The following is a 20,959-nucleotide window of genomic DNA, read 5'->3' on the forward strand; positions in this document are numbered from 1 at the left end:
GTGCCCGATTTGGCGCCTACCTTGTGTCGATCCCGTCGGAATCTATTGAACAGCGACTTCTTTTGCATGCGGATCACCTTCCCGGGCGGGTGGAGTGCCTCGGCGCCGAACATCGCGTCTCGCGGGCGCGCGGGACTCACTGTGCCTCAAGCCGCCCGGGACCCCTCCCGCCGCGCGTTGACTCCGCGGGCGAACTGTAACTAACCTCGTTGCAGTTGCAGTTGCAGTTGCAGTTGCAGTTGCAGTTGCAGTTGCAGTTGCAGTTGCAGTTGCAGTTGCAGTTGCAGTTGCAGTTGCAGTTGCGGTTCGTGGGAGTGGGGGTATGAAGGTCAGCAGCAGGACGGCGGTGGCCATCCACGCGTTGACGTTCCTCGCGCGGTGGGAGGACGACGGGCTCCAGTCGTCCAACAAGATCGCGGAGAGTCTGGAGAGCAATCCGGTGCTCGTGCGCCGGATCCTCGGGTCGCTGCGCGCCAAGGGCATGGTCGACTCGGTCGAGGGCAGCGGCGGCGGCTGGCGGCTGGCGCGGCCCGCCGAGGAGATCAGCCTCCACGACGCCTACGCCGCCGTGGAGAGCGACGAGGCGCTGCTGCCGGTGCACGCGCACCCGCCGAGCCGGAACTGCATGGTCGGACGGCACATGCAGGCGCTGCTCGAAGAGGAGTTCGCGGCGGCGCAGCGCGCCCTCGAAGAGCGTTTGAGCCGGACGAGCGTCGCCGAGATGCTCGACCGCGTCATCGGCCGCGAGCGCACCGCCGTCCCGCCTCGCTGACCGGAACCGCGCGGGCGGAGAGCCACCTCTCCGCCCGTCTTTTTCGCCCATAACTGCAACTACACCGGTATCAGTTCCCTCGAGATCGGAGACCCCCATGCCCTCGGCCCCGGCGTCCGCGGCGCCCGCCGTGTCGATGCCTCGACTGCTGCTCGTGCTCGTACCGGCGATGCTCCTGAACATCACCGCCGCCGACATGGTCTCGCTCGTCCTCCCGCGCATCTCCGAGCAGTTCGCGGCGTCCACCGCCCAGGTCGCGTGGACGGTGACCGGGTTCCTGCTGGCGTTCGCCGTCGGCGTGCCCTTCTACGGACGGATCGCCGACCGGTACAGCCTTCGCGGCCTCTTCACCGTCGTGCTGGCGGTCTTCGCGGTCGGCGGCCTGATCAGCGCGCTGTCGCCCGGCCTGCCGGTCCTCGTGCTCGGCCGGATCGTCATGGGCATCGGCGGGGCCGCCGTCCCGGTCCTGGGGATCGTGGCCGTGATGCGGCTCCTGCCCGCCGACAAGGCGGCGGTCGGCGTCGGGTTCGTCGCCGCGGCCGCGGGCGTCGGAACCGCCGCCGGACCCGCCGTGGGCGGCATCGTCGGGGAGTACCTCGGCTGGCGGGCCCTGTTCTGGATCACGACCGCCGGTGCGCTGGCCCTCATCCCGGCGGTGCGCCGGGCCATCGCCGACGAGCCTCCCGGCGACTCCGGACCCTTCGACCTCGCGGGCGGCGTCCTGCTGGGCCTCGCCGCCGGCCTGCTGCTCTTCGGCGTCACCCAGTCCGAGGGGGCGGGCTTCGGCCACCCGCGGTCGTGGGGGCCGATCCTCGGCGGCGTCGTCCTCGCGGCGCTGTTCGCCGCACGCAACCGCGCCGCGGCGCACCCGTTCGTCCCGCCGTCGCTGTTCGCCGACCGCGCCTACGTCGCCGCAGTCCTCACCGTCTTCCTGGCGATGACCGCCAACCTCGCCACGCTGGTGCTGGTGCCGGTCCTCATCATCGACGTCAACGGCCTCACCCCCGGCCAAGGCAGCCTCGTCATGATCCCCGGCGGCATCGCCCTGGCCCTCCTGGCGCCACTGGCCGGACGGGTCGGAGCCCGCGGCCGCCACGCGCACCCCGTCCTCCTGGCGGGCCTCGCCGTCATGGGGCTCTCCACCCTCTTCCTGTCCACCGTCGCGGCCGGGTCGTCCCACGTGCTGGTCGGCCTGGCCGTTCTCGGCCTCGACGTGGGCTTCGCGTTCGTCATCACGTTGACCACCGGCGTGGTCGGCAGCGTCCTGCCGCCCCAGCACGCCGGCACCGGAGTGGGCATCTTCCAGGGAGCGCAGTTCCTGGGCGCGGGCACCGGCCCCGCCCTCTTCGGCGCCCTGCTCACCGCGCGGGAGTCCACCGGAGCCGGCGCGGTGAACCCCTTCTACACCGGCGACGCCCCCGCCTACTCCGACGTCTTCCTGGCCCTGACCCTGATCACCGCCCTGGCCGCCCTCGCCGCCCTCCGCCTGCGGACGGCATGGTCCCCGCAGCCCACGGCCCCTTCCCCTGTGGACACCGGCGCGCCGGTCAAGTAGCTTTGATGTCAAAGCCTTTGTTGTCAAAGCTATTGGAGGCGGCCGTGCCGCATCTGACCGTGCACCTTCCGGAGAACCGGCTGGCGGGCAAGGAGCCCGAGCTCGTCACCGCGCTCACCGACGCGATCGTCGGCGTCTACGGCGACTGGGCCCGCGACCTGGTGGGCATCCGGCTGGACGGCGTCCCGGCGGGGCGCCTCGCGCAGGGCGGCAAGGCGGTGGACGCGAGCGCCTCGGTGGTCCTGGGCGTCCGCGCCGGCCTCTTCGACCGTCCCGACGCCGCCCGGCTCACCGCCGACCTCGGCGCCGCCCTCACCGACGCCGTCACCGGCGTCCTGGGAGAGGACTTCCGCCCGGGCACCATGGTCGAACTCGTGGCGTCCCCACCCGAACGCACCTTCGTAGCCGGCACCCCCGCCGCCTGAACCGGACACACGGCCGCATGCGGCCCGTCCCGGAGGACACCCCACATGCTCGACATCCGTGAGCACGCCGCCGTCCTGTCGAGCCCGGCGGCGACGGCGGAGGCGGCCCTCTCGTTCTGAGGGCTCCGGGTCACGGCTCGGCGGACGGGTCCGGTGGCTCGACGTAGCGGGCGTCCGCGAAGTGGGCGAGCGCCGCTCGGAGGTCGACGATCTCCTCCTCCGCCATGACATCGCTGATCGAGCAGACGACGGTGCCGCCGTGGAGGTCGTCGCCTTCGATCGGGCGCTCGTCCCCGGCGTACCAGATGACGAGCTTGTGCTCGTGGCCGTCGCCGATCACGCCCACCTGCTCGACGAGGTTCCAGGGGACGAACGTGTCCGCGACGTACCGGAACGCGAGGCCGTCGCGGTTCAGGGTGAGGCGGTCCGAGGGGAGCCACAGGCCGAGGAGCGTGAACAGTCCGCCGCCGAGGACGCTGATCGCCGCCGCGGCGGCGATCCTGCCGGACGTCCCGAGGCCGTGGAGGACGGGCAGCGCGAACAGCGGGAGGAGGACGAACATCCAGGTGACGAACAGGCCGGCCGTGAAGTGCGTCGACACCTGCCACCGCCTGTCCCGGACGTAGACGGCCTCGCCCGGAATCCGTGCGAGGACGTCGCCGGGGGTCGGGCGCTCGGCGGGGTCCTTGGCGAGGCAGTCGGCGGCCAGGGCCGCCAGGCCGTCCGGCATTCCGGACAGGTCGGGCTCGTCGTGGACGACGCGGTGCAGGACGTCCTCGGCGGGGCCCGTCCCGAAGGGCGGGCGGCCCGTCGCGGCGAAGGCGAGGACGGCCCCGAGCGCGAACACGTCGCTGGGCGGGACCACGTCGTGCCCGCGCGCCTCTTCGGGCGAGACGAACGAGGGGTGCGCCGCGCCGGACTCGACGACGCGCGGCCCGTCCTCGGCGAGCAGCACCCCGGACGGGTGCAGGCCGCGGCCCGCCGGACTCCGTGCGAGCCGCCGGGCCAGCTCCGCCGCCAGCGCCGCGGCGTCGGCGGGCGCCAGCGGCCCGTACCGGTCGACGGCGTCCCGCAAGGACGCGGGGGGCGGGGTGCCGGCGAGGGCGTGGGCCGGCTCGGAGCCGTCGGTGTGGGTCACGCGGCGGGCGGGGAGTCGATCACGCTCATCGGGCTTCGGACCTCCTCGCGTACGGTGCCCCTAGATCTTCCACGGGCGGGACGGCGTCGGCAATCAGGTCTCGTCGTCGCGTTCGACGACCGCGGCGACGGCGAGGTGCAGCAGGGCCGCCAAGTGCGGTTCGAGCTCGTCGGCGGGGACGGCGCCGACGAGGGCGGGGAGCATGACCCGGTCGCGGGCCGCGGCGGCGGCGAGCACCCGCGCGGCCCAGCGCGCCGGGACCGGCGCCTGCTCGATGCCGGGCCGGATGCCGGCGGCCCGCGGGTGCTCGTCCAGGATCGCCCTGCACCAGACGGCGACGAGGCGCTCGACCGCGGCGGGGCCGCGGTGGACGGCGCGGGCGGTCAGGGCGCGGCTCCGCCGGTGCTCGCCGTAGACGGCGGCCGTCAGCGCCCGCCCGGCCAGCAGCCCGGCGTGCCAGCGGAGGGCGAGGTCGGCCGCCCTGGGCCGGATCGGCATCACCGACTCCCGGGGTCAGTCGCAGAGCGTGGGGCGCGGGCTGGTCAGGCCGTCGGTGCAGTCCTCGGGGACGAACCCGGCCCGCTCCGTCGGGACCTTCGGCCGCCACGTGTGGACGGCCTCGCCCGCGGCGTCGTAGCCGGTCACGGCCGCGACGCGGATGGTGGGCGAGGACATGGCGTCGGTCGACCCGCCGTCCCGCACCATCTCGGCGGGGGTCTGGGCGATGAAGAAGCCGTCGTGGACGACGGCCTGCGCGGCGCGGCCGCCGTCCCACGCCACGCCGACGCGGGTGACGCCGGGTTTGGCGCGGCCGACGACCACCGCGTGCAGTTCGTCCCACTTCAGGGCCTGCACCTGCCGGATGCCGTCCACGCGCAGCGGCGCGTCGAAGCCGAAGAGGCCGCCGTCCGTCCCGCCGGGCCAGGGGTGCACCTGCGGCGGTTCGGTGTTGTGGCCCCCGCCGGTCACGCAGAGGACGTAGCCGCGGGGGCCGCCGACCTCCACGAGCTGCCCGCCCGGCACCCGCTGCCGCGTCAGCAGCCGGAAGTCGGACGACGGCCCGTCGCGCAGGCACGCGCGGGTGATCGCCCGCTCGCTCGGGGTGTCGCCCGGGAGGGCGGGCGGCGACTCGCCGGGCGGGCCGAGGACGCCGGGGGCGGACGTGTCGGCGCCCGCGGCGAACGTCGCGGGCACGGCGATCGCGAGGGCGGCGAGGGCCGCGCCGGCGGCCGTCCTGCCCCGGCGGCGGCGGGCGGCGGTGCGGAGGGCGCGGTCGGCGAGGTCGGCGGGCGGCTCGGCGCGGTCGGCGAGCGCGGTGAGCGCGTCCTTGAGCATCCGGTCGGTCACGGTCGGCCTCCGGCGGGTTCGAGGTGGGCGGCCAGGTCGGGGGCGAGTTCCCGGAGCCGGGCGATGGCGCGGTGCGTCTGGCTGCGGACGGTGCCGACCGAGCAGCCCATGATCGCGGCGACGTCGCGTTCGGGCAGGTCCTCGTAGTAGCGCAGGACGAGCACGGCCCGCTTGCGCGGCGGCAGGGCCAGCAGCGCGCGTTCCAGCGTCAGCCGCAGGTCGACGTCCGGGCCCGGGGAGGGCAGGTCGGGAGGCTCCGCGACGACCGACTCGCGGCGCCGGCGGCGCCACCGGTTGACCTGCTCGTTGTACATGGCGCGGCGGACGTAGCCGTCCGGGTTGTCCCGCACGCGGCCCCACCGCGCGGCCGTCTTCGCCAGCGCGTTCTGCAGCAGGTCCTCGGCGGCGTGCTGGTCCCCGGCCAGCACGTACGCCGTCCGGATGAGGCTGCCGGACCGTGCCGCGACGAACGCGGCGAAGCTCTCGCGGGCCTCTCGGTTCAACGGACCTCCTCTGTGGTGTCACCCTCTGAGACCCGCGAACCCCCCGCGGCTATGCTTCCGCGCCCGATCTTTTTCCGCCGCCGGTCTGCGGGACGTCCCGGCCGTCCGGCGGTTGGCCGGTTCCGGCCTGCGCCGGGAGGGGCCGCGCCTTGAGGCGCTTCGGGGGGACGGCTACCTTGATCACCTTCTCTCTCGCGGTTCCGCGCGTGCGCGCCGAACCCCACCCCCTCTGGAGGACGTCCGTGCGTCAGTGGCTCCTTGTCGGCTCCATGTGCGCAGTGCTGGGCATCACCGGCTGTTCGGGCGGTGACGACCCGGAGCCGTCCGCGGGGAGCGGGCAGACGGCGTCGGCCGGGAGCGGGCAGGGCGGCCAGGAGGCCGCCGAGGCGGCCGGGGACGACCAGGCGTCGATCACCGGGACGTGGCGCGGGCCGAAGAACGGCGCGGACAACGAGACGTTCGAGTTCCGCGGCGACGGGACGGTCAGCCTCTCCAGTGACGGCGAGACCTGCGACGGGACCGTCGAGCCCAAGGGCGGGGAGCGGACGTACGCCTTCCAGATCGACTGCGGCGGTGGCCCGTTCCCGGGCACGGCGGTGGTGTCGCCGGACGGCGCGACGGTCACGCTCACCGACCCGGACGGCGAGAAGAGCGACTACGGCCGCGTGCCCGACTGACCCCACCCCGAAAACGTGCCACGGTTTACTGGCATGGACGGTGCGGATGTTGCATCGTGGCCTCTATGAGGACATTCCTGGTGAGTGCGGCCGTCGCGGGCGCCGCACTGCTGGCCCTGCCGGCGGCGGCGCACGCCGCCGAGACCGACCCGCGCACCGTGCCGCTGCCGTTCCTGTGGCCGCGCGCCGACCTCACCGCCGTCGCCCCGGACGGAGCGGGCGGCGTCTGGATCGGCGGCGGCCAGGGCGCCCACTGCCTGGTCGTGCTCAACCCGTGGTGCTACAACATCGGCAACCCGGTCGTGCGGCGCTGGACCGGATCGGGCTGGCAGGAGTACCCGATCCGCGGCTGGACGGGCAACGGGTTCGTCCGGCAGGTCGCGTCAGGGGCGGGCGGGACGTGGATCGGCGGCGTCGAGCAGGGCGCGGCCGGGACGAACCGGCTGTTCGCGTTCGACGGGACGTCCTTCCGTAGGGTCGAGACGCCGTCCGCCGCCGCTATCGGCGTGCTCAGCACCGGGCCCGCCGGGACTTGGATCACCCAGGACGTCCCCGCCGGTTCGGGCGAGCCGCACCTCCTCCGGCGCGACGGCGACGCCTGGACCGCCGTCGGCCTCCCCGACCCGGGCGCGCGGTTCAACGACGTCCGTGCGTCGTCCGCCGCGGACGTCTGGGCCGCGGGCTCCCGCCCCGGCGCGGACGGCGGCGAGCGGCGGCCCGCCGTGGCCCGCTTCGACGGCACCGCCTGGACCCGGCTGCCCGAACCCGACCTGCCGTCCTCCAACAGCATCGACCGGGTCGTCCCGCTGGCGCCCGACGACGTGTGGGTGTCCGCGAACGCGCACCTCGCCCATTGGGACGGCTCCGCGTGGACGACGATCGACGGGCCGGGCGGCCCCGTCGTCGACATCGCCGTCGACGGTTCGGGCGCCGTGTGGGCGGCGACCGTCCCGTCCGGCGGCACCGGGCTCGCGCGCTACGAGGACGGCGCGTGGCAGCCGGTCGCCGTTCCGGACGGCGCCGAACTGCACGACCTCGCGGCGGTCGGCGCGTCGACGATCTGGGGCGTGGGCCGCGCGAACGATGCCCCGATCGCGGTGCGCACAGGCTGACCCCGGGCGGGGAGCGTCACGCCTCGGCTCGTCGAACGGCCGGGCCGACGCGCGGGTCGCGGCGGAGTCGCGTCCGCGCGATCGTCGCGTTCCGGCCGGGTACGGGGGCGGGCGTCCGGGCATCCTCTGGACATGGGCGACGCGACCGCCGCCATCCGGCCGTTCCGCCCCGGCGACGCCCGGCAGGTCGCCGGGCTCGTCCGGCGGTGCCTGCACGCGGTGAACGGCCGCGACTACCCGCCCGACGTCATCGACCGGATGTGCGCGCGGTTCACCGCCGAGCGGTTCGTGGAGCTGTCGGCGGTCCGCCGCGTCTACGTCGCCGACGACGGCCGGGTCGTCGGCACCGTCTCCCGCGACGGCAACCGCGTCTACTCGCTGTTCGTCGATCCCGGCGCGGCCGGGCGGGGCCTCGGACGGCGGCTCCTGCGGCACGTCGAGACGCTCGCCGCCCGCGAGGGCCACGCCCACATGGAGACCGGCGCCACCGTCACCGCCCACAGCTTCTACCTGCGCCTCGGCTACCGCGACGCCGACACCGGGCCCGGCTCCGACTACCTCCTGCGCAAGCCGCTGCCCCCGGCCGGGGGTGCCGGGGGTCAGCGCTCGCGGTAGAGGACGAGGTGCTCGTGGTAGAGGACGCCGTCGCGGACGTCGCCGGTGGCGGTGAAGCCGAGGTCGTCGAAGTAGTCGATGTGGTCGCCGGTGACCGTGTAGCGGCCGGTGTAGGCGCGTTCGCGGCCGTCCCGCGCCTCCTCGTAGCGGCCGTCGGGCAGGAGCTCCTGCCGGATGCGGCCGTCGGCGGTGACCCACATGCCCACGTGGGGATGCGGGGCGGTCTGGGGGCGGCCGGGTCGGTCCTGCTTGCAGGCGGACGCGGCGAGGACGGCGAGCAGGCCGAGGGCGACGGCGGCGGTGCGCGGCATGGCGGGCTCCTTGGACAGGTTGCTGGGACGGGCTGCTGGGACGGGCTGCTGGGACGGGCTGCTGGGGACACCGTCGAGTCTGCTGCGGCGCCGGTGCCGGGGGCAGGGCGCGGTCTTCCTGGGAGGGCCGCACCGAGGAACGCTCGGGGACTCCCCGGCGTGGTCGCCGCGTGACAAGATGTCAGTCAAAGGAACAGGTTTGTTCTCAATAAGGGCGGAGGCGCCGGGTGGCGGTCGCACCGGTGAAGACGGACGATCCGGAACGGGTCGGGCGGTACCGGATCGTGGGGCGGCTCGGCCAGGGCGGCATGGGGCGCGTGTACCTGGGGCTGTCGCCGGGCGGGCGTCCGGTCGCGGTGAAGGTCGTGCGGGACGAACTCGCGGGCGACCCGGGCTTCCGCGGCCGGTTCGTCCGTGAGGTGGCGGCGGCGCGGCTGGTCGCGGGCTTCTACACCGCCGAGGTCGTGGACGCCGACCCGGACGGCGACCCGCCGTGGCTCGCGACGCGGTACGTGGCGGGGCCGTCGCTGGAGGCGGCGGTGGCGGCGCACGGCCCGTGGCCGGAGCGGTCGGTGCGGGCGCTGGGCGCGGCGCTGGCGGAGGGGCTGGAGAGCGTGCACGGCGCCGGGGTGGTGCACCGCGACCTGAAGCCGTCGAACGTGCTGCTGGCGGCGGACGGCCCGCGCCTGATCGACTTCGGGATCTCCCTCGCGGCCGAGGGCACCCAGCTCACCGAGACCGGCGCGGTGATCGGGACGCCCGGCTTCATCGCCCCGGAGCAGCTCGTGCGGGACGAGGCGTCCGCGGCGAGCGACGTCTTCGCGTTCGGCGCCGTCCTGGCGTTCGCGGCGACCGGGAGCGGGCCGTTCGGGGGCGGCCCGGCGCACGCGCTGCACTACCGGGTGGTGCACGAGCCGCCGGACCTGGCGGGGCTGCCGTCCGGGCTCGCGGACGTGGTGGGCCGCTGCCTGGCCAAGGACCCCGAGGAGCGTCCCGCGGTGTCCGAGCTGGTCGCGGAGCTGGGCGGTGCCGGGGACGGCCCGCTGCCCGACGCGGTCGCGGCCGACATCGGGCGCGCGGAGGCCGCCCCGGTCCTGGTACCCGCCGGGGCGGTGGCCGAGCCGCCCGCGGAGCCGACGGCCGTCGACCGCCGCGCGCGGGCCGGGTGGCGCAGGCCGCTGCTCGCGGGCGTCGCCGTCGCCGCCACGGTGTCGCTCGTCGCGGCGGGGGCCGTGCTCGCGGCCCGGACGTCCGGGGACGAGCGGGACACCGCCGGGCCGCCCGCGTGGAAGGAGCGCTGGTCGTTCCCGCTGGACGGCGACCTCGAACTGGTGCGCGTCACCGAGAGCACGGTCTACCTCGGCGACCAGGACGGCACCCTGGTCGTGCTCGACGCCGCCGGCGGCGCGGAGCGGTGGCGGAAGCGCTACCCCGGGGAGTACCCGGCCCTCGAGGAGGGGAGCGACGAGATCGCGTACTACGGGGACGGCACGTACACGTACGCCCTGGACGCCCGGAACGGCCGGGAGCTCTGGAAGGAGAAGGACCACGGCATCACCGGGCCGTCCAGCACCGTCGGAAGCACCACGTACAAGGCGTTCGCCAACTGGCTGTTCGAGATCGACGCCCGCACCGGCGACAAGCGCTGGGAGAAGCGCACCGAAGGCGTGATGTGGGACACCCCGGTCGCCGCCGGCGGGACCCTCTACGTCGTGGACGGCGAAGCCGCCCTGCACGCCGTGGACGCCGGGACCGGCGACGGCCTGTGGCGGTTCGACGCCGGGAGCGAGATCGAGGCGCTGCCGGTCGCCGCGGACGGCATGGTCTACCTCGCCACCATGGACGGCGCGGTGCACGCGGTGGACGCCGACACCGGGCGGGAGGCGTGGAGCCGGGAGTTCGACGGGCCGGAATGGGACCCGGCCCTCGCGGCGGGGGCCGGATACCCGATCGCCGCGGGCCGGGTCGTCTACTTCGAGAACGACGCCTACGTGTGCGCCTTCGACGCCGGGACCGGCGAACTGCTGTGGAAGCACGAACCGGGCCCGGACAAGGAGCTCGTGCTGCTGGAGGCGATGGACGGCCAGGTCCTCTTCAACGAGGTCCCCGACAACGACGGCGACGGCGAGAACGAGACCGTGCACGCCCTCGACGCCCGCACCGGCGAACGGCTGTGGACGGACGTCCTCGGGGAGAGCACGACGATCGTCGGCGGCACCGTGTACTACGAGGACGGCGGGCGCCTGCGGGCGGTCGAGGCCGCCGGGTGAGCGCGAGGAGGAGCAGGGTGGGTGCGCGCGCGCCGCTGGAGGCGGACGATCCGGAACGGGTCGGGCGGTACCGGCTCGTCGGCCGGCTCGGCCAGGGCGGCATGGGACGCGTCTACCTGGGGCTGTCGCCGGGCGGCCGGGCGGTCGCGGTGAAGGTCGTGCGGGACGAGCTCGCGGAGGACCCGGGCTTCCGCGGCCGGTTCGTCCGCGAGGTGAGGGCGGCGCGCCGGGTGACGGGGCTGTTCACGGCCGCCGTCGTGGACGCCGACCCGGACGGCGACCCGCCGTGGCTCGCCACCGAGTACGTGCCGGGGATGTCGCTGCGGGAGGCGGTGGCGGCGCACGGCCCGTGGCCGGAGCGCTCGGTGCGGGCGCTGGGCGCCGCGCTCGCCGAGGCCCTCGAAGCCGTGCACGCGGCCGGGGTGGTGCACCGCGACCTCAAGCCGTCGAACATCCTCCTGGCGGAGGACGGCCCCCGCCTCATCGACTTCGGGATCTCGCTCGCGGTCGAGGGCACCCGGCTGACGGTGACGGGCGCGGCGCTCGGGACGCCCGGGTTCATGGCGCCCGAGCAGCTGCGGGGCGGCGACACGGGTCCCGCGGGCGACGTGTTCGCGCTCGGCGCCGTCCTGGCCCACGCCGCGACCGGGGACGGGCCGTTCGGCGGCGGGTCGGCGCACGCGCTGAACTACCGGGTGGTGCACGAGCCGCCGAACCTGGCGGCGCTGCCGTCGGACCTGGCGCACCTCGTGGCGCGCTGCCTCGCCAAGGACCCCGGCGCCCGCCCGGCGGTGTCCGAGCTGGTCGCCGAGCTGGCCGCGGACGGGCCGTCCGGCGGGTCCCTCGCGGAGGAGGGGTGGCTGCCCGGGCCGGTGACGGCCGAGCTCACCCGCGAGTACGCCCGCCCGTCCGTCGAGCCCGCGCCGACCGTCGTCGAGACCGCCGTCCTGCCGGACCCGCCGCCCGCCGGACGGCGCAGGTGGGCGCGGCGCCCGCTGCTCGCGGGCGCCGCCGTGGCGGCCGTCATCGCGGTGGTCGCGGCCGTGGTGCTCGTGTCCGGCGGCTCCGGCGCCGGGTCGTCCGGGGCGTCCGAGCCGTCCGCGAGTCCCGATCCGCCGAAGCTGACGCAGCTGTGGTCGTACGAGAAGGCCCCGTCCGATCCGCCCGTCGTGGCGGACGGGACGGTGTACTTCGACAGGGACTCCGTCGTGTACGCCGTGGACGCCCGCACCGGCGGCCTCCGCTGGACGTTCGACCGGACGGGCATCCCGCTGGGCTTGACCGTCGTCGGCGGCCGGCTCTACTTCGAGAGCGGCCACAACGACGACGGTGGCCGCGTGTACGCGCTCGACGCCGGGACCGGCAGGCAGGTGTGGGAGCACCCGGTCGGCAGCACGGTGACCGAAGGGCCCATCGTCGCCGACGGTGCCGTGTACTTCGGCACGTCGGAGTTCGGCGAGGGGGGCAAGGGGGGTGTCCACGCGGTGGACGCGGCCACCGGGCGGAAGATGTGGAGCGCTCCGGCCGGGCTGGTCGGCGGGCTGGCCGTCGCCGACGGCGTCGCCTACTTCGCCGAGGTCGGCAAGAAGGGGCGGGAGCACCGCATCCACGCGGTCGACGCCCGCACGGGCGAGGAGCGCTTGAACCTGCTGGACGGGAACGTCCGCAACCGGCTGGCGTCGCTGACCGCCGCGGACGGCGTCCTCTACGCCCTCAGCGATTACGGCGGTGTCCTCACGGCCCGGGATTCCGGCGGGCGGGTCCGCTGGCGGATCGAGACCGAGATCGAGGAGTTCGAGAACGTCGAGTTCCCGACCGTGCGCGGCGGCGTCCTCTACCTCGGCGGGAACGACTACAACGAGCACAACGGCACGGTGCTCGCCGTCGACGCGCGGACCGGCAAGGAGCTGTGGAGGGAAGAGACCGCCGACGCCCTTACCGCGCCGCCCAGGCTCGCGGACGGCATCGTCTACGTGAGCACCAAGGAGGGCGACCTCCACCTGCTGGACGCCCGCGCGGGCGACTCGCGCGGGACGGTGCGGCTGGCCGACGGGTCGGACGCGTCCCCGGCCGTCGTCGGCGGGACCGTCTACTTCGACGGCGGCGACGGCCGCCTGCGCGCCGCGGAGATGGCCCGGTGACGCCCCCGACCCCGGCGGGCACGGGGGCACCGCCGGGGCCGGGGCCGCGCGGGGGCGGGCCGGGACGGTAGCGTTCGGGTCGGACGATCGCTCGCGGCCCTGGTCCGGCCCGGTATGGCACGTTCCAGGCCGGACGGACCCACGGAACGGCCGGACGTCCGCGACGCACCCGGTTCGAGGAGGAAACGCGTGCCCAACGCCAGCCCGGCCCCCGCCCCCGCCGACGCCCCCGCCGACGGGTTCGTGGAGGTGCGGTCGCCGGACGTCCTGCGGGAGATCCTCGGCGAGCCGCTCCCGATCGTCATCGACAAGGTGCACGACCGGCTCACCCCGGACGACGCCGACATCCTCGCCCGCGCCCGGCTCGCGCTCCTCGCGACGTCCGACGCCGCCGGGGAGCTGGACGTCTCGCCGCGCGGCGGGAAGCCCGGGTTCGTCCGGGTGCTGGACGACCGGACGCTCGTCCTGCCGGAACGCGTGGGCAACCGGCGCGGCGACACGCTGCACAACATCCTCGCGCACCCGAACGTCGGGATGCTGTTCGTGATCCCGGGCGACACGCGGGTGCTGCGCGTCAACGGCCGCGCCCGGATCCTGCGGGACGCGCCGTTCTTCGCGGAGATGGCGGAGAAGGGGACCGCGCCGAAGCTGGCGGTCCTCGTCGAGGTCGACGAGGTCTACCTGCACTGCCCGGCGTCGCTGCGGCGCGCCGGGCTGACCGGCTGACCGGCTGACCGGCACGGCCCCCTCCTCCTGACGGGCGCTCAGGCGAGCAGCTCCGCCAGCTCGCGGGCACGGGCGTGGCGGCGCAGGCTCGTCATGCCCTTCTTCTCGAGCTGGCGGATGCGCTCGCGCGTCACCCCGTAGTTGCGGCCGATCTCGTCGAGCGTGCGCGGCCCGTCGCCGTCCAGCCCGAACCGGAGCGTCAGCACGGCGGCCTCGCGCTCGGGCAGCGTCGTCAGCACCGAGTCCAGGTAGCCGCGCAGCAGGGACGACGCTACGGCGTCGGACGGGTCGGGCGCGTCGTCGGGGACGAGGTCGCCGAGTTCGCCGTCGCCGTCCTTGTCGGCCGGCGCGTGCAGCGACACCGGCTCCCGGGCGTCCCGCAGCACCCGCTCGACCTTGTCGGCGGGCACGTCGAGCGCGGCGCCGATCTCCGCGGCGGTCGGCTCCCGGTCGAGGTCGGCGAGCAGGGCGCGCCGGGTGCGGGTGATCCGGTTCAGCAGCTCGACGACGTGGACGGGGAGCCGGACGGTCCGGCCCTGGTCGGCCAGCGCGCGGCCGATCGCCTGCTTGATCCACCAGGTGGCGTAGGTGGAGAACTTCAGGCCGCGCGTGTGGTCGAACTTGTCGACGGCCCGCATCATCCCGATGTTGCCCTCCTGGATCAGGTCGGCGAGCGGCAGCGCGCCGCCGGCCGCGTAGCGCTTCGCGATCGACACGACCAGCCGCACGTTGGCCCGCACCATGTGGTCGCGGGCGCGCTCGCCGTCGGCGGCGGCCGCTTCGAGCGCCCGCCGCTCGGCGCCGTCCGGCGGGGCGTCGCCGTCGGCCAGGCGGCGCCGGGCGAGCCGTCCGGCCGCCATCCGCTCGCCGAGTTCGCGCTCCTGCCCGCCCGTGAGCAGCGGAGTGCGGCCGATGCCGTTCAGGTAGTCCCGCACCGCGTCCGTCATGCCGACCGCCTCTCTCCGTCGCCGGTGCCTTCGGACCTAAAGTTAGAGCTGACCCAAAAAGAAGTCAAGCACAAATTTCGGTCGAGCCCATGTATGGTGGGGGCATGAGCGAGCAGGCGATGGGCTTGAGAGAGCTGAAGAAGCGGCAGACCAGGGAGAACATCTCGAACCACGCGACCAGGCTCTTCCTGGAGCGCGGCTTCGACAACGTGACGATCGCGGAGGTGGCGGCCGCCGCGCAGGTCGCCAAGATGACCGTCACGAACTACTTCCCCCGCAAGGAAGACCTCGCCCTCGACATGCGGGACGCCTTCGTCCAGATGCTCGCGGAGACCGTCCGGGACCGCGGTCCGGGCGAGTCCGCGCTGGCCGCGCTGCGCCGCGCCTTCCTCGCCGCCGTCGCCGAGCGGAACCCCGTCGCCGGCTTCTCCGGCCCCGCGTTCGCCCGCATGATCACCGGCAGCGCGGCGCTCGTCGCCCGGCTGCGCGAGTTTCACGACGAGCGGGAGAAGGCCCTCGGCGACCTGCTCGCCGCCGAGACCGGGGCCGGACCCGACGACATCGCCCCGCGCGTCGCCGCCGCCCAGCTCGGCGCCGTCCACCGGCTGCTGTTCGAGGAGATCCTGCGCCGCACCCTCGACGGGGACGGCGACGACGCGGTCGCGGCGGCCGTCGGCCGCGACGCCCGCATCGCGTTCGACGCCCTCGAACCGTCGCTCGGCGGCTACGCCGTCCGTCCCGCGGACTAGCCGACTGGACGTCCCGTATGTCCCGTACGTCCGGTACGGGAACGGGTTCGGAGGGAGCGGCGAAGGCTCGGTGACGGTCGACCCTTCGAACGGGAGGCGCACATGACGAGACCGCTCACGAGACCGCTGCCGGGACCGGCGACGTGACCGCCGACGTGACGGCCGCCGAGGACCGCCGCGCCGCGGACCGCCGCGCCGGGGACGCCGAGCTCGTCGCCCGGTTCCGGCGGGACCCCGACGCGTTCACCGCCGTCTACGACCGGTACTTCCCCGAGGTGTACCGGTACGCGGTCGGACGCCTGGACGTGCAGACGGGCGAGGACATCGCCGCCGAGACCTTCTGCGTGGCGTTCGCGCAGCGCGACCGCTTCGACCCCGGCCGGGGCGGCCTGCGGCCGTGGCTGTTCGGCATCGCCACCAACCTGATGGCGCGGCACCGGCGCAAGGAGGCCCGCCACTACCGGGCGCTGATGCGGACGGACGCGGCCTCGTCCGTCGAGGGGCACGAGTCCCGCGTCGTGACGTCGCTGGCCGCGCGGCGCCTCCAGCCGCGGCTCCTCAAGGCGCTCACCGGACTGAACCAGGGCGAACGCGACGTCGTCCTGCTCATCGCCGTCGGCCAGCTCAGCCACGAGGAGGTGGCGCAGACGCTCGGCATCGCCGCCGGGACGGTCCGCTCCCGGCTCAGCCGAGCCCGCGCCAAGTTCCAGAAGACGATCGACCGGGAGGCATTCCATGGATGACGACCTGCGGCTCCTCGCGGCCGCGCTGGCCAAGCCGGAGCCTTCCGCCGACACCGTCGAGCGGCGGCGGCACCAGCTCCGGAACACGATGCGGGAGCCCGCGCGGGCGCCGCGGCGGCGCCGGTCGCGGCGGCCGCTCCTCGCGCTCGGCACGGCCGCGGCGACGGCCGCCGCGGCCGTCACCGTCATCGTCGCGTCCGACACGGGCCCGTCCGCCCCGCCGCCGTCCCGCAACGGCACGGCGGTCGCGGAGATGTCCGGCCCGCAGGTGCTGCTCGCCGCCGCGACCGTCGCCGAGGCGCAGCCCGCGACGTCCGGCACCTACTGGTACGTCAGGAACGCGGGCCGGTCGGGCACCGCGAACGCCGGCACCTACGAGTCGTGGACCACGGCCGACGGCCGCAGGTGGTACCGCGCGGAGGGGAAGGCGGTCACCCGGCTCCCCGGACGGCACCCCATCGCGCTGGAGCGCGCCGGTCTGGAACTGGCGGAGATCGAGCGGCTGCCCACCGACCCGGAGGAGCTGAAGAAGGCGCTGCTGGAGGGCGCGTCCGGCGTGCCCGCCGCGGAGAAGGGCGACATCACGCAGGAGACGCTCATGCTCATGCTGCTGTCCGACCTGCTCGTCGAACTGCCGGCGCCGCCCAAGGTCCGCGCCGCGGCCCTCCGCGCGCTCGCCGCACTGCCCCACGTCGAGAACAAGGGGGCGGCGCCCGGCGGGCAGAGCCTGCTGTTCGCCGGCGACGGCGGCGGGACGAAACTGCTGGTCGACCTCGAGAACGCCGCGGTGCAGACGGAAGGCTACGCCGACGTCAATGGGAAGCAGGAGTCCATGGGCGTGCGCACCACCACGGCCCGGTGGACCGACGAACCGCCCCGCTGACCCGGCGGCCCGGCGGCGGCCCGGCGGCGGGCACGGCGAGATCCGCGGGACGGCCCTGGGAGTGCGCCGGGGCCGATAAGTTCGGTGGCATGTCCGTCCCGCGGCTCGCCGTCTCCGTCGACCTCGTCGTGCTCACCGTGCGGGCGCAGCGGCTCTGCGCGCTGATGTGGCGGCGCGACCGGGCGCCCTACGACGGCGCCTGGTCGCTGCCCGGCGGATTCATCCAGCTCGACGAGGACCTGCCCGTCGCCGCGTCCCGGCTGATGGCCGAGCGCGCCGGGCTCGCCGACGTCCGCATCCACCTGGAGCAGCTCGCCACCTACGGGTACCCCGACCGCGACCCGCGCCAGCGCGTCGTCAGCGTCGCCTACCTCGGCCTCGCCCCCGACCTGCCCGCCTCCAGCCGCGCCCAGGTCCTGTGGACGGCCGTGGACGACCTCCTGCACCACGACCGGGCCGCGTTCGACCACCGGCGCATCCTGTGCGACGGCATGGAGCGGGCGCGGGCGAAGCTGGAGTACACCTCGCTCGCCGCGGCGTTCTGCCCGCCCGAGTTCACCGTCGCCGAGCTGCGCCGCGTCTACGAGATCGTCTGGGGCACCGCCCTGGACCCCCGCAACTTCCACCGGAAGGTCACCGGCGCCGACCGGTTCCTCATCCCCACCGACCGGACGACCACCCGGGACGGCGGCCGCCCCGCCCGCCTGTACCGGCGCGGCGACGCCGAGCAGCTCCGCCCGCCGATGCTGCGGCCCCGCGGCTGAATAAGCTGGGGCGCATCACCCCTGCGCACCCTGGAGGACAACGGTGTCCGAGGCAACCACTCCTCGCTTCCGCTCCGTTCTCGACCGGTTCACGGCTTACAAGCCGGGCAAGGTCGTCACGTCACCCGACGGGCGCTCGTTCAAACTGTCGTCGAACGAGTCCCCGGAGGGGCCGCTCCCGTCCGTGCTGGACGCGATCGCGGACGCGGCGCGGAACGTCAACCGCTACCCCGACAACAACGCGACCGCCCTCACCGAGGCGATCGCCGGGTTCTGCGGCGTCCCCGCCGACCACGTCGCCGTGGGCTGCGGCTCCGTCGGCGTCTCGCAGATGCTCCTCGAAGCCGTCGCCGAGCCCGGCGCCGAGATCGTCTACGCGTGGCGGTCGTTCGAGGCGTACCCGCTGCTCGTCGCGCTGTCGGGCGCCACGTCCGTCCAGGTGCCGCTGAAGGACGAGACCCACGACCTCGCGGCGATGGCCGACGCCGTCACCGAGCGCACCCGGCTGATCTTCGTGTGCAACCCGAACAACCCGACCGGCACCGTCGTCCGGCGCGCCGAACTGGAGGCGTTCCTCGACCGGGTGCCCGCCGACTGCCTGGTCGTCCTCGACGAGGCGTACCGCGAGTACATCCGCGACGACGCGGTGCCCGACGGGCTCACGATGTACGGCGACCGGCCGAACCTGGCGGTCCTGCGGACGTTCTCGAAGGCGTACGGGCTCGCGGGCCTGCGCATCGGCTACCTCGTCGCGCACCCCGAGGTCGCCGCCGCGATCCGCAAGACGTTCCTGCCGTTCAGCGTCAACTCCGTCGCCCAGGCCGCCGGGATCGCGTCGCTGGACGCGACCGGCGAGCTGCTGGAGCGCGTCGAGGCGACGGTGAAGGAGCGCGACCGGGTCCGCGGCGCGCTCGTCGCCGACGGCTGGACCGTCCCGCCCACCGAGGCCAACTTCGTGTGGCTGCGGCTCGGCGAGCACACGATGGACTTCTCCGCGGCCTGCGACGCCCAGGGCGTCAGCGTCCGCCCGTTCGACGGGGAGGGCGCGCGCGTGTCGATCGGCTCGCCCGCGGAGAACGACGCGTTCCTCGCCGTCGCCAACGCCTACCCGCACCGCGTCTGACCCGTCCCTGACGCCCGCAGGCCCCGGACGTGCGCGCGTTCGCGCGTCCGGGGCCGTGCGCTCGCGGGCGGCCCGCGACCGGGACGTCCGCGGTCAGGACGCCTTGGACGGGCCCAGCTTCTCCACGATCAGCCGGTACAGCTGCCGGGGGCGGCCGGGTTGCGGCGTGCGGTTGGGCGGCAGCGGCCACGCCAGCCCCTCCTCGACGAGGGTGCGCAGCAGCCGCCGCGCGGTGCGCGGGGTGACGCCGAGCATGCGGCCCGCGTTCTCCGCGTCGACGATCAGCGGCTGGTCCTGGTCGCCGAGCTTGTCGGCGAGCCGGGCCAGGATCTCCAGGCCCTTCGGTTTCGCCTGCGGCTGCGACCGCGGCGGCGTGCGCGGCGCGGGGACGAGCGCGCGGCCGTCCCGGTCCAGCGCGAACCCCTGCGACCGCTGCGAGCTCTGCGAGCGCGCCAGCGCCGCGCGGGCGTGGTTCTCCGCCTCGTGCGCGGTGCGGCCCATCCCGATGCCGACCTCGATCGCGAGGCCGAGCTCCTCCCGGACGCGCTCCACGAACGGCGGCGTGCGGAACCCCTCGGTCGTCGCGGTCACCGAACCGCGCGTCGCGATGACGAGGTAGCTGTGATCGTCCAGCGGCCACACCGACGCGTTCATGCGGTGCGCCTCCTGCAGCAGGACGCGGTGCAGCGCCAGCTTCAGCTCGTCCCGCCAGTAGCGGGGCGTGACGCGGCGGGGCGTCTCGCGCAGCGTGGGGACGTCCACCAGGACGACGACGAGCTGCGACTCCTCCAGCCGGTGGTGCGCGCCGAGCAGCGCCGCCGTCTGCAGGGAGCTGCGGATCGCCGCGCCCGTCGGGCGCACCCGGATCGTCGGGACGCCCGCCATCTCCATCCGCTCGGCCGTCGCGTGCACGCACGTCATCGCCACGGTCGTCGCGCCGCGCCGCCACAGCCGCTCGTGGAACGCCGCGAGCGTCCCCGGGCCGGCCGACTCCTCGCGCAGGTGCACCTGCTCGGTGCCGAGGCTGATCTCCGCGTACGCCTCCTCGACCTCCGCGCGGCCCAGCACGTCGATGCTGACCCGCGCCGGGTCGTAGCGCTCGTCGAGGGACGCCCGCAGCAGCGCGCCCTGGAGGGCGGCGCCGTTCAGCGGGACGTACGTCGCGGGCATCGTCAGCACGCCGGCCTTGCGGGCGAAGTCGTACGGGACGGGACTGGCGAACAGGCACACGTCCACCCCCGCCCCCAGCCGCACGACCTTGTCGGCCGCCTCCTGTTCGTCTCGGTACGCGGCGGCCACCAGCCGGCTCGGCACCGGCGTGGGGCCGTGGCCCATCAGCATGACCCGTTCGACCAGGTCATGGGGGCCCACAACCCCGATCGTGAGATCGGGCGTGACCGATCCCGTTCGTGCGGCCGTCATCGATGTTCGCTCGCTTCCGGTCCATCCTCTCGGCGGGGGGCCCGCCCCGGCCATGCGTTCGCGCACGTTCCGCCCAACGGTTGACTCATGTCCTCTTGCCCTGCTTCAGACTCGGCACCGCAGACCCCCGTGCGATTCGCTCCCTCGTTGCCCTCGTGGGCTGATCGGGTCGGGACGACGCCGTGTGACGTCCAGACGCGAAATCGAATCAAGAGTGCGGCGAAAAAGTAACCTACGCGACCCCCTAGTCAGTAATTTGTCACCATTCGGCCAGTCATGATCCTGCATCTTCGGGTGTCCGAAGTTCAAACACAAGACCCGAAATCACGGCGGGTCACCCGCTGTGACCCGGTCGCCCACTGAGGAGACCCCTCCGTCCGGCGATCGGTTTACGCGAGGGCCGAAATGCGGACGTCCCGACGCCGCGGCGCCCGGAAAGACGACGGATCCGGTTCGGCGCTCGCGGCGCTCACTGCCGGTGATTTTTTGCCGCGTTACGGTCGGTCCCATCCGGACCGTTCCAGCGCCTATTCCCCCAGCGAGGAGGCGTGTCGGACGGCCGAAACTCGCGACGGCGCGAAACGCCGAGTGATCATCCGGTGACCGATTGCTGATCGCTTTCGGAGCTGTGCGTGACAACGCACGTCAGATGGCACGCCGAAGTTGGTCAGGAGGAACCCGAATGGCGGCACCAAACCGCCCAGTCGCATCGAGAAGTCCGGCACGGACGGCCCGT

General features: G+C 74.6%; 21 protein-coding genes. 14 read left to right on the plus strand and 7 right to left on the minus strand.

Annotation, left to right across the window (positions count from 1 at the left end):
- Positions 1 to 322: 322 nt before the first annotated feature.
- From H505_RS0131005 to H505_RS0131015, 3 genes are all read left to right on the plus strand, one after another.
- On the plus strand, positions 323 to 772 hold the full coding sequence (locus H505_RS0131005) for an RrF2 family transcriptional regulator (protein ID WP_034520732.1): 450 nt from the start codon (positions 323 to 325) through the stop codon (positions 770 to 772).
- A gap of 97 nt (positions 773 to 869) precedes the next feature.
- Entirely contained in the window at positions 870 to 2,327 is a 1,458-nt protein-coding gene (locus H505_RS45425; protein WP_125616250.1) for an MFS transporter, read from the plus strand.
- 44 nt (positions 2,328 to 2,371) lie between these two features.
- Positions 2,372 to 2,752 carry a tautomerase family protein gene (locus H505_RS0131015; protein ID WP_026405077.1) on the plus strand — a complete coding sequence of 127 codons (381 nt, stop codon included), beginning with the start codon at positions 2,372 to 2,374 and terminating at the stop codon, positions 2,750 to 2,752.
- Between the two features lie 130 nt (positions 2,753 to 2,882).
- Here the strand turns inward: H505_RS0131015 and H505_RS0131020 are convergent, their stop codons facing one another.
- The 4 genes from H505_RS0131020 to H505_RS45430 form a co-directional block, all read right to left on the minus strand.
- Positions 2,883 to 3,890 (minus strand): protein kinase family protein, encoded by a 1,008-nt coding sequence (locus H505_RS0131020; protein ID WP_026405078.1) that lies wholly within the window; start codon positions 3,888 to 3,890, stop codon positions 2,883 to 2,885.
- Between the two features lie 93 nt (positions 3,891 to 3,983).
- On the minus strand, positions 3,984 to 4,388 hold the full coding sequence (locus H505_RS0131025) for a hypothetical protein (RefSeq protein ID WP_026405079.1): 405 nt from the start codon (positions 4,386 to 4,388) through the stop codon (positions 3,984 to 3,986).
- 15 nt (positions 4,389 to 4,403) lie between these two features.
- A complete protein-coding gene (locus H505_RS0131030) occupies positions 4,404 to 5,237 on the minus strand; it encodes a hypothetical protein (protein ID WP_026405080.1) in 834 nt (277 codons plus the stop codon).
- Entirely contained in the window at positions 5,234 to 5,740 is a 507-nt protein-coding gene (locus H505_RS45430; RefSeq protein ID WP_051301358.1) for a SigE family RNA polymerase sigma factor, read from the minus strand. Before H505_RS45430 ends, H505_RS0131030 begins: the two co-directional genes overlap by 4 nt.
- A gap of 269 nt (positions 5,741 to 6,009) precedes the next feature.
- On the opposite strand from H505_RS45430, the gene H505_RS0131040 reads away from it, so the two are divergent.
- From H505_RS0131040 to H505_RS45435, 3 genes are all read left to right on the plus strand, one after another.
- Entirely contained in the window at positions 6,010 to 6,417 is a 408-nt protein-coding gene (locus H505_RS0131040; protein ID WP_157433198.1) for a PA14 domain-containing protein, read from the plus strand.
- A 65-nt stretch (positions 6,418 to 6,482) separates the two neighbouring features.
- Positions 6,483 to 7,529 carry a hypothetical protein gene (locus tag H505_RS0131045; protein ID WP_157433199.1) on the plus strand — a complete coding sequence of 349 codons (1,047 nt, stop codon included), beginning with the start codon at positions 6,483 to 6,485 and terminating at the stop codon, positions 7,527 to 7,529.
- A gap of 132 nt (positions 7,530 to 7,661) precedes the next feature.
- The gene (locus tag H505_RS45435) at positions 7,662 to 8,144 is read left to right on the plus strand and encodes a GNAT family N-acetyltransferase (RefSeq protein WP_051301359.1); all 483 of its coding nucleotides are present in this window, start codon (positions 7,662 to 7,664) and stop codon (positions 8,142 to 8,144) included.
- Here H505_RS45435 and H505_RS0131055 read toward each other — a convergent pair.
- A complete protein-coding gene (locus H505_RS0131055; protein ID WP_084551022.1) occupies positions 8,129 to 8,455 on the minus strand; it encodes an Atu4866 domain-containing protein in 327 nt (108 codons plus the stop codon). The genes H505_RS45435 and H505_RS0131055 overlap by 16 nt on opposite strands.
- Before the next feature lie 227 nt (positions 8,456 to 8,682).
- Between H505_RS0131055 and H505_RS45440 the strand changes: the two genes are divergently transcribed.
- The 3 genes from H505_RS45440 to H505_RS0131070 all read left to right on the plus strand — a co-directional run bounded on the left by H505_RS45440 (position 8,683) and on the right by H505_RS0131070 (position 13,592).
- Complete coding sequence (locus H505_RS45440) at positions 8,683 to 10,725, plus strand: serine/threonine-protein kinase (protein WP_051301360.1); 2,043 nt, start codon at positions 8,683 to 8,685, stop codon at positions 10,723 to 10,725.
- A 17-nt stretch (positions 10,726 to 10,742) separates the two neighbouring features.
- A complete protein-coding gene (locus tag H505_RS45445; protein WP_051301361.1) occupies positions 10,743 to 12,866 on the plus strand; it encodes a protein kinase domain-containing protein in 2,124 nt (707 codons plus the stop codon).
- A 189-nt stretch (positions 12,867 to 13,055) separates the two neighbouring features.
- The gene (locus tag H505_RS0131070; RefSeq protein ID WP_026405084.1) at positions 13,056 to 13,592 is read left to right on the plus strand and encodes an MSMEG_1061 family FMN-dependent PPOX-type flavoprotein; all 537 of its coding nucleotides are present in this window, start codon (positions 13,056 to 13,058) and stop codon (positions 13,590 to 13,592) included.
- A gap of 38 nt (positions 13,593 to 13,630) precedes the next feature.
- On the opposite strand, the gene H505_RS0131075 is transcribed toward H505_RS0131070, so the two are convergent.
- Positions 13,631 to 14,539, minus strand: a complete 909-nt coding sequence (locus tag H505_RS0131075) for a sigma-70 family RNA polymerase sigma factor (RefSeq protein ID WP_026405085.1) — start codon at positions 14,537 to 14,539, stop codon at positions 13,631 to 13,633.
- A 104-nt stretch (positions 14,540 to 14,643) separates the two neighbouring features.
- On the opposite strand from H505_RS0131075, the gene H505_RS0131080 reads away from it, so the two are divergent.
- The 5 genes from H505_RS0131080 to hisC all read left to right on the plus strand — a co-directional run bounded on the left by H505_RS0131080 (position 14,644) and on the right by hisC (position 18,801).
- Positions 14,644 to 15,288, plus strand: a complete 645-nt coding sequence (locus H505_RS0131080) for a TetR/AcrR family transcriptional regulator (RefSeq protein WP_026405086.1) — start codon at positions 14,644 to 14,646, stop codon at positions 15,286 to 15,288.
- A 143-nt stretch (positions 15,289 to 15,431) separates the two neighbouring features.
- Positions 15,432 to 16,031: an RNA polymerase sigma factor gene (locus H505_RS0131085; protein ID WP_026405087.1), complete on the plus strand. Its 600-nt coding sequence runs from the start codon at positions 15,432 to 15,434 to the stop codon at positions 16,029 to 16,031.
- On the plus strand, positions 16,024 to 16,914 hold the full coding sequence (locus tag H505_RS0131090) for a CU044_5270 family protein (RefSeq protein WP_026405088.1): 891 nt from the start codon (positions 16,024 to 16,026) through the stop codon (positions 16,912 to 16,914). The genes H505_RS0131085 and H505_RS0131090 overlap by 8 nt, the downstream gene beginning before the upstream one ends.
- Before the next feature lie 89 nt (positions 16,915 to 17,003).
- Positions 17,004 to 17,678 (plus strand): NUDIX hydrolase, encoded by a 675-nt coding sequence (locus H505_RS0131095; RefSeq protein WP_026405089.1) that lies wholly within the window; start codon positions 17,004 to 17,006, stop codon positions 17,676 to 17,678.
- Positions 17,679 to 17,721: 43 nt separating this feature from the next.
- Positions 17,722 to 18,801 (plus strand): histidinol-phosphate transaminase, encoded by a 1,080-nt coding sequence (gene hisC, locus H505_RS0131100; RefSeq protein ID WP_026405090.1) that lies wholly within the window; start codon positions 17,722 to 17,724, stop codon positions 18,799 to 18,801.
- Positions 18,802 to 18,894: 93 nt separating this feature from the next.
- Here the strand turns inward: hisC and H505_RS0131105 are convergent, their stop codons facing one another.
- The gene (locus H505_RS0131105) at positions 18,895 to 20,157 is read right to left on the minus strand and encodes a transcriptional regulator (protein ID WP_026405091.1); all 1,263 of its coding nucleotides are present in this window, start codon (positions 20,155 to 20,157) and stop codon (positions 18,895 to 18,897) included.
- Positions 20,158 to 20,959: the final 802 nt, after the last annotated feature.

Source organism: Actinomadura rifamycini DSM 43936 (genome assembly GCF_000425065.1).
Taxonomy (GTDB): Bacteria; Actinomycetota; Actinomycetes; order Streptosporangiales; family Streptosporangiaceae; genus Spirillospora; species Spirillospora rifamycini.

Excerpts from the sequence above, each read along its gene's own strand:
- H505_RS0131095 (WP_026405089.1), top strand. The coding sequence starts at position 17,004 with ATGTCCGTCCCGCGGCTCGCCGTCTCCGTCGACCTCGTCGTGCTCACC.
- H505_RS0131080 (WP_026405086.1), top strand. The coding sequence starts at position 14,644 with ATGAGCGAGCAGGCGATGGGCTTGAGAGAGCTGAAGAAGCGGCAGACC.
- H505_RS0131075 (WP_026405085.1), bottom strand. The coding sequence starts at position 14,539 with ATGACGGACGCGGTGCGGGACTACCTGAACGGCATCGGCCGCACTCCG.
- H505_RS0131025 (WP_026405079.1), bottom strand. The coding sequence starts at position 4,388 with ATGCCGATCCGGCCCAGGGCGGCCGACCTCGCCCTCCGCTGGCACGCC.
- H505_RS0131005 (WP_034520732.1), top strand. The coding sequence starts at position 323 with ATGAAGGTCAGCAGCAGGACGGCGGTGGCCATCCACGCGTTGACGTTC.
- H505_RS0131055 (WP_084551022.1), bottom strand. The coding sequence starts at position 8,455 with ATGCCGCGCACCGCCGCCGTCGCCCTCGGCCTGCTCGCCGTCCTCGCC.
- H505_RS0131090 (WP_026405088.1), top strand. The coding sequence starts at position 16,024 with ATGGATGACGACCTGCGGCTCCTCGCGGCCGCGCTGGCCAAGCCGGAG.
- H505_RS45425 (WP_125616250.1), top strand. The coding sequence starts at position 870 with ATGCCCTCGGCCCCGGCGTCCGCGGCGCCCGCCGTGTCGATGCCTCGA.
- H505_RS45435 (WP_051301359.1), top strand. The coding sequence starts at position 7,662 with ATGGGCGACGCGACCGCCGCCATCCGGCCGTTCCGCCCCGGCGACGCC.
- H505_RS0131040 (WP_157433198.1), top strand. The coding sequence starts at position 6,010 with ATGTGCGCAGTGCTGGGCATCACCGGCTGTTCGGGCGGTGACGACCCG.
- H505_RS0131045 (WP_157433199.1), top strand. The coding sequence starts at position 6,483 with ATGAGGACATTCCTGGTGAGTGCGGCCGTCGCGGGCGCCGCACTGCTG.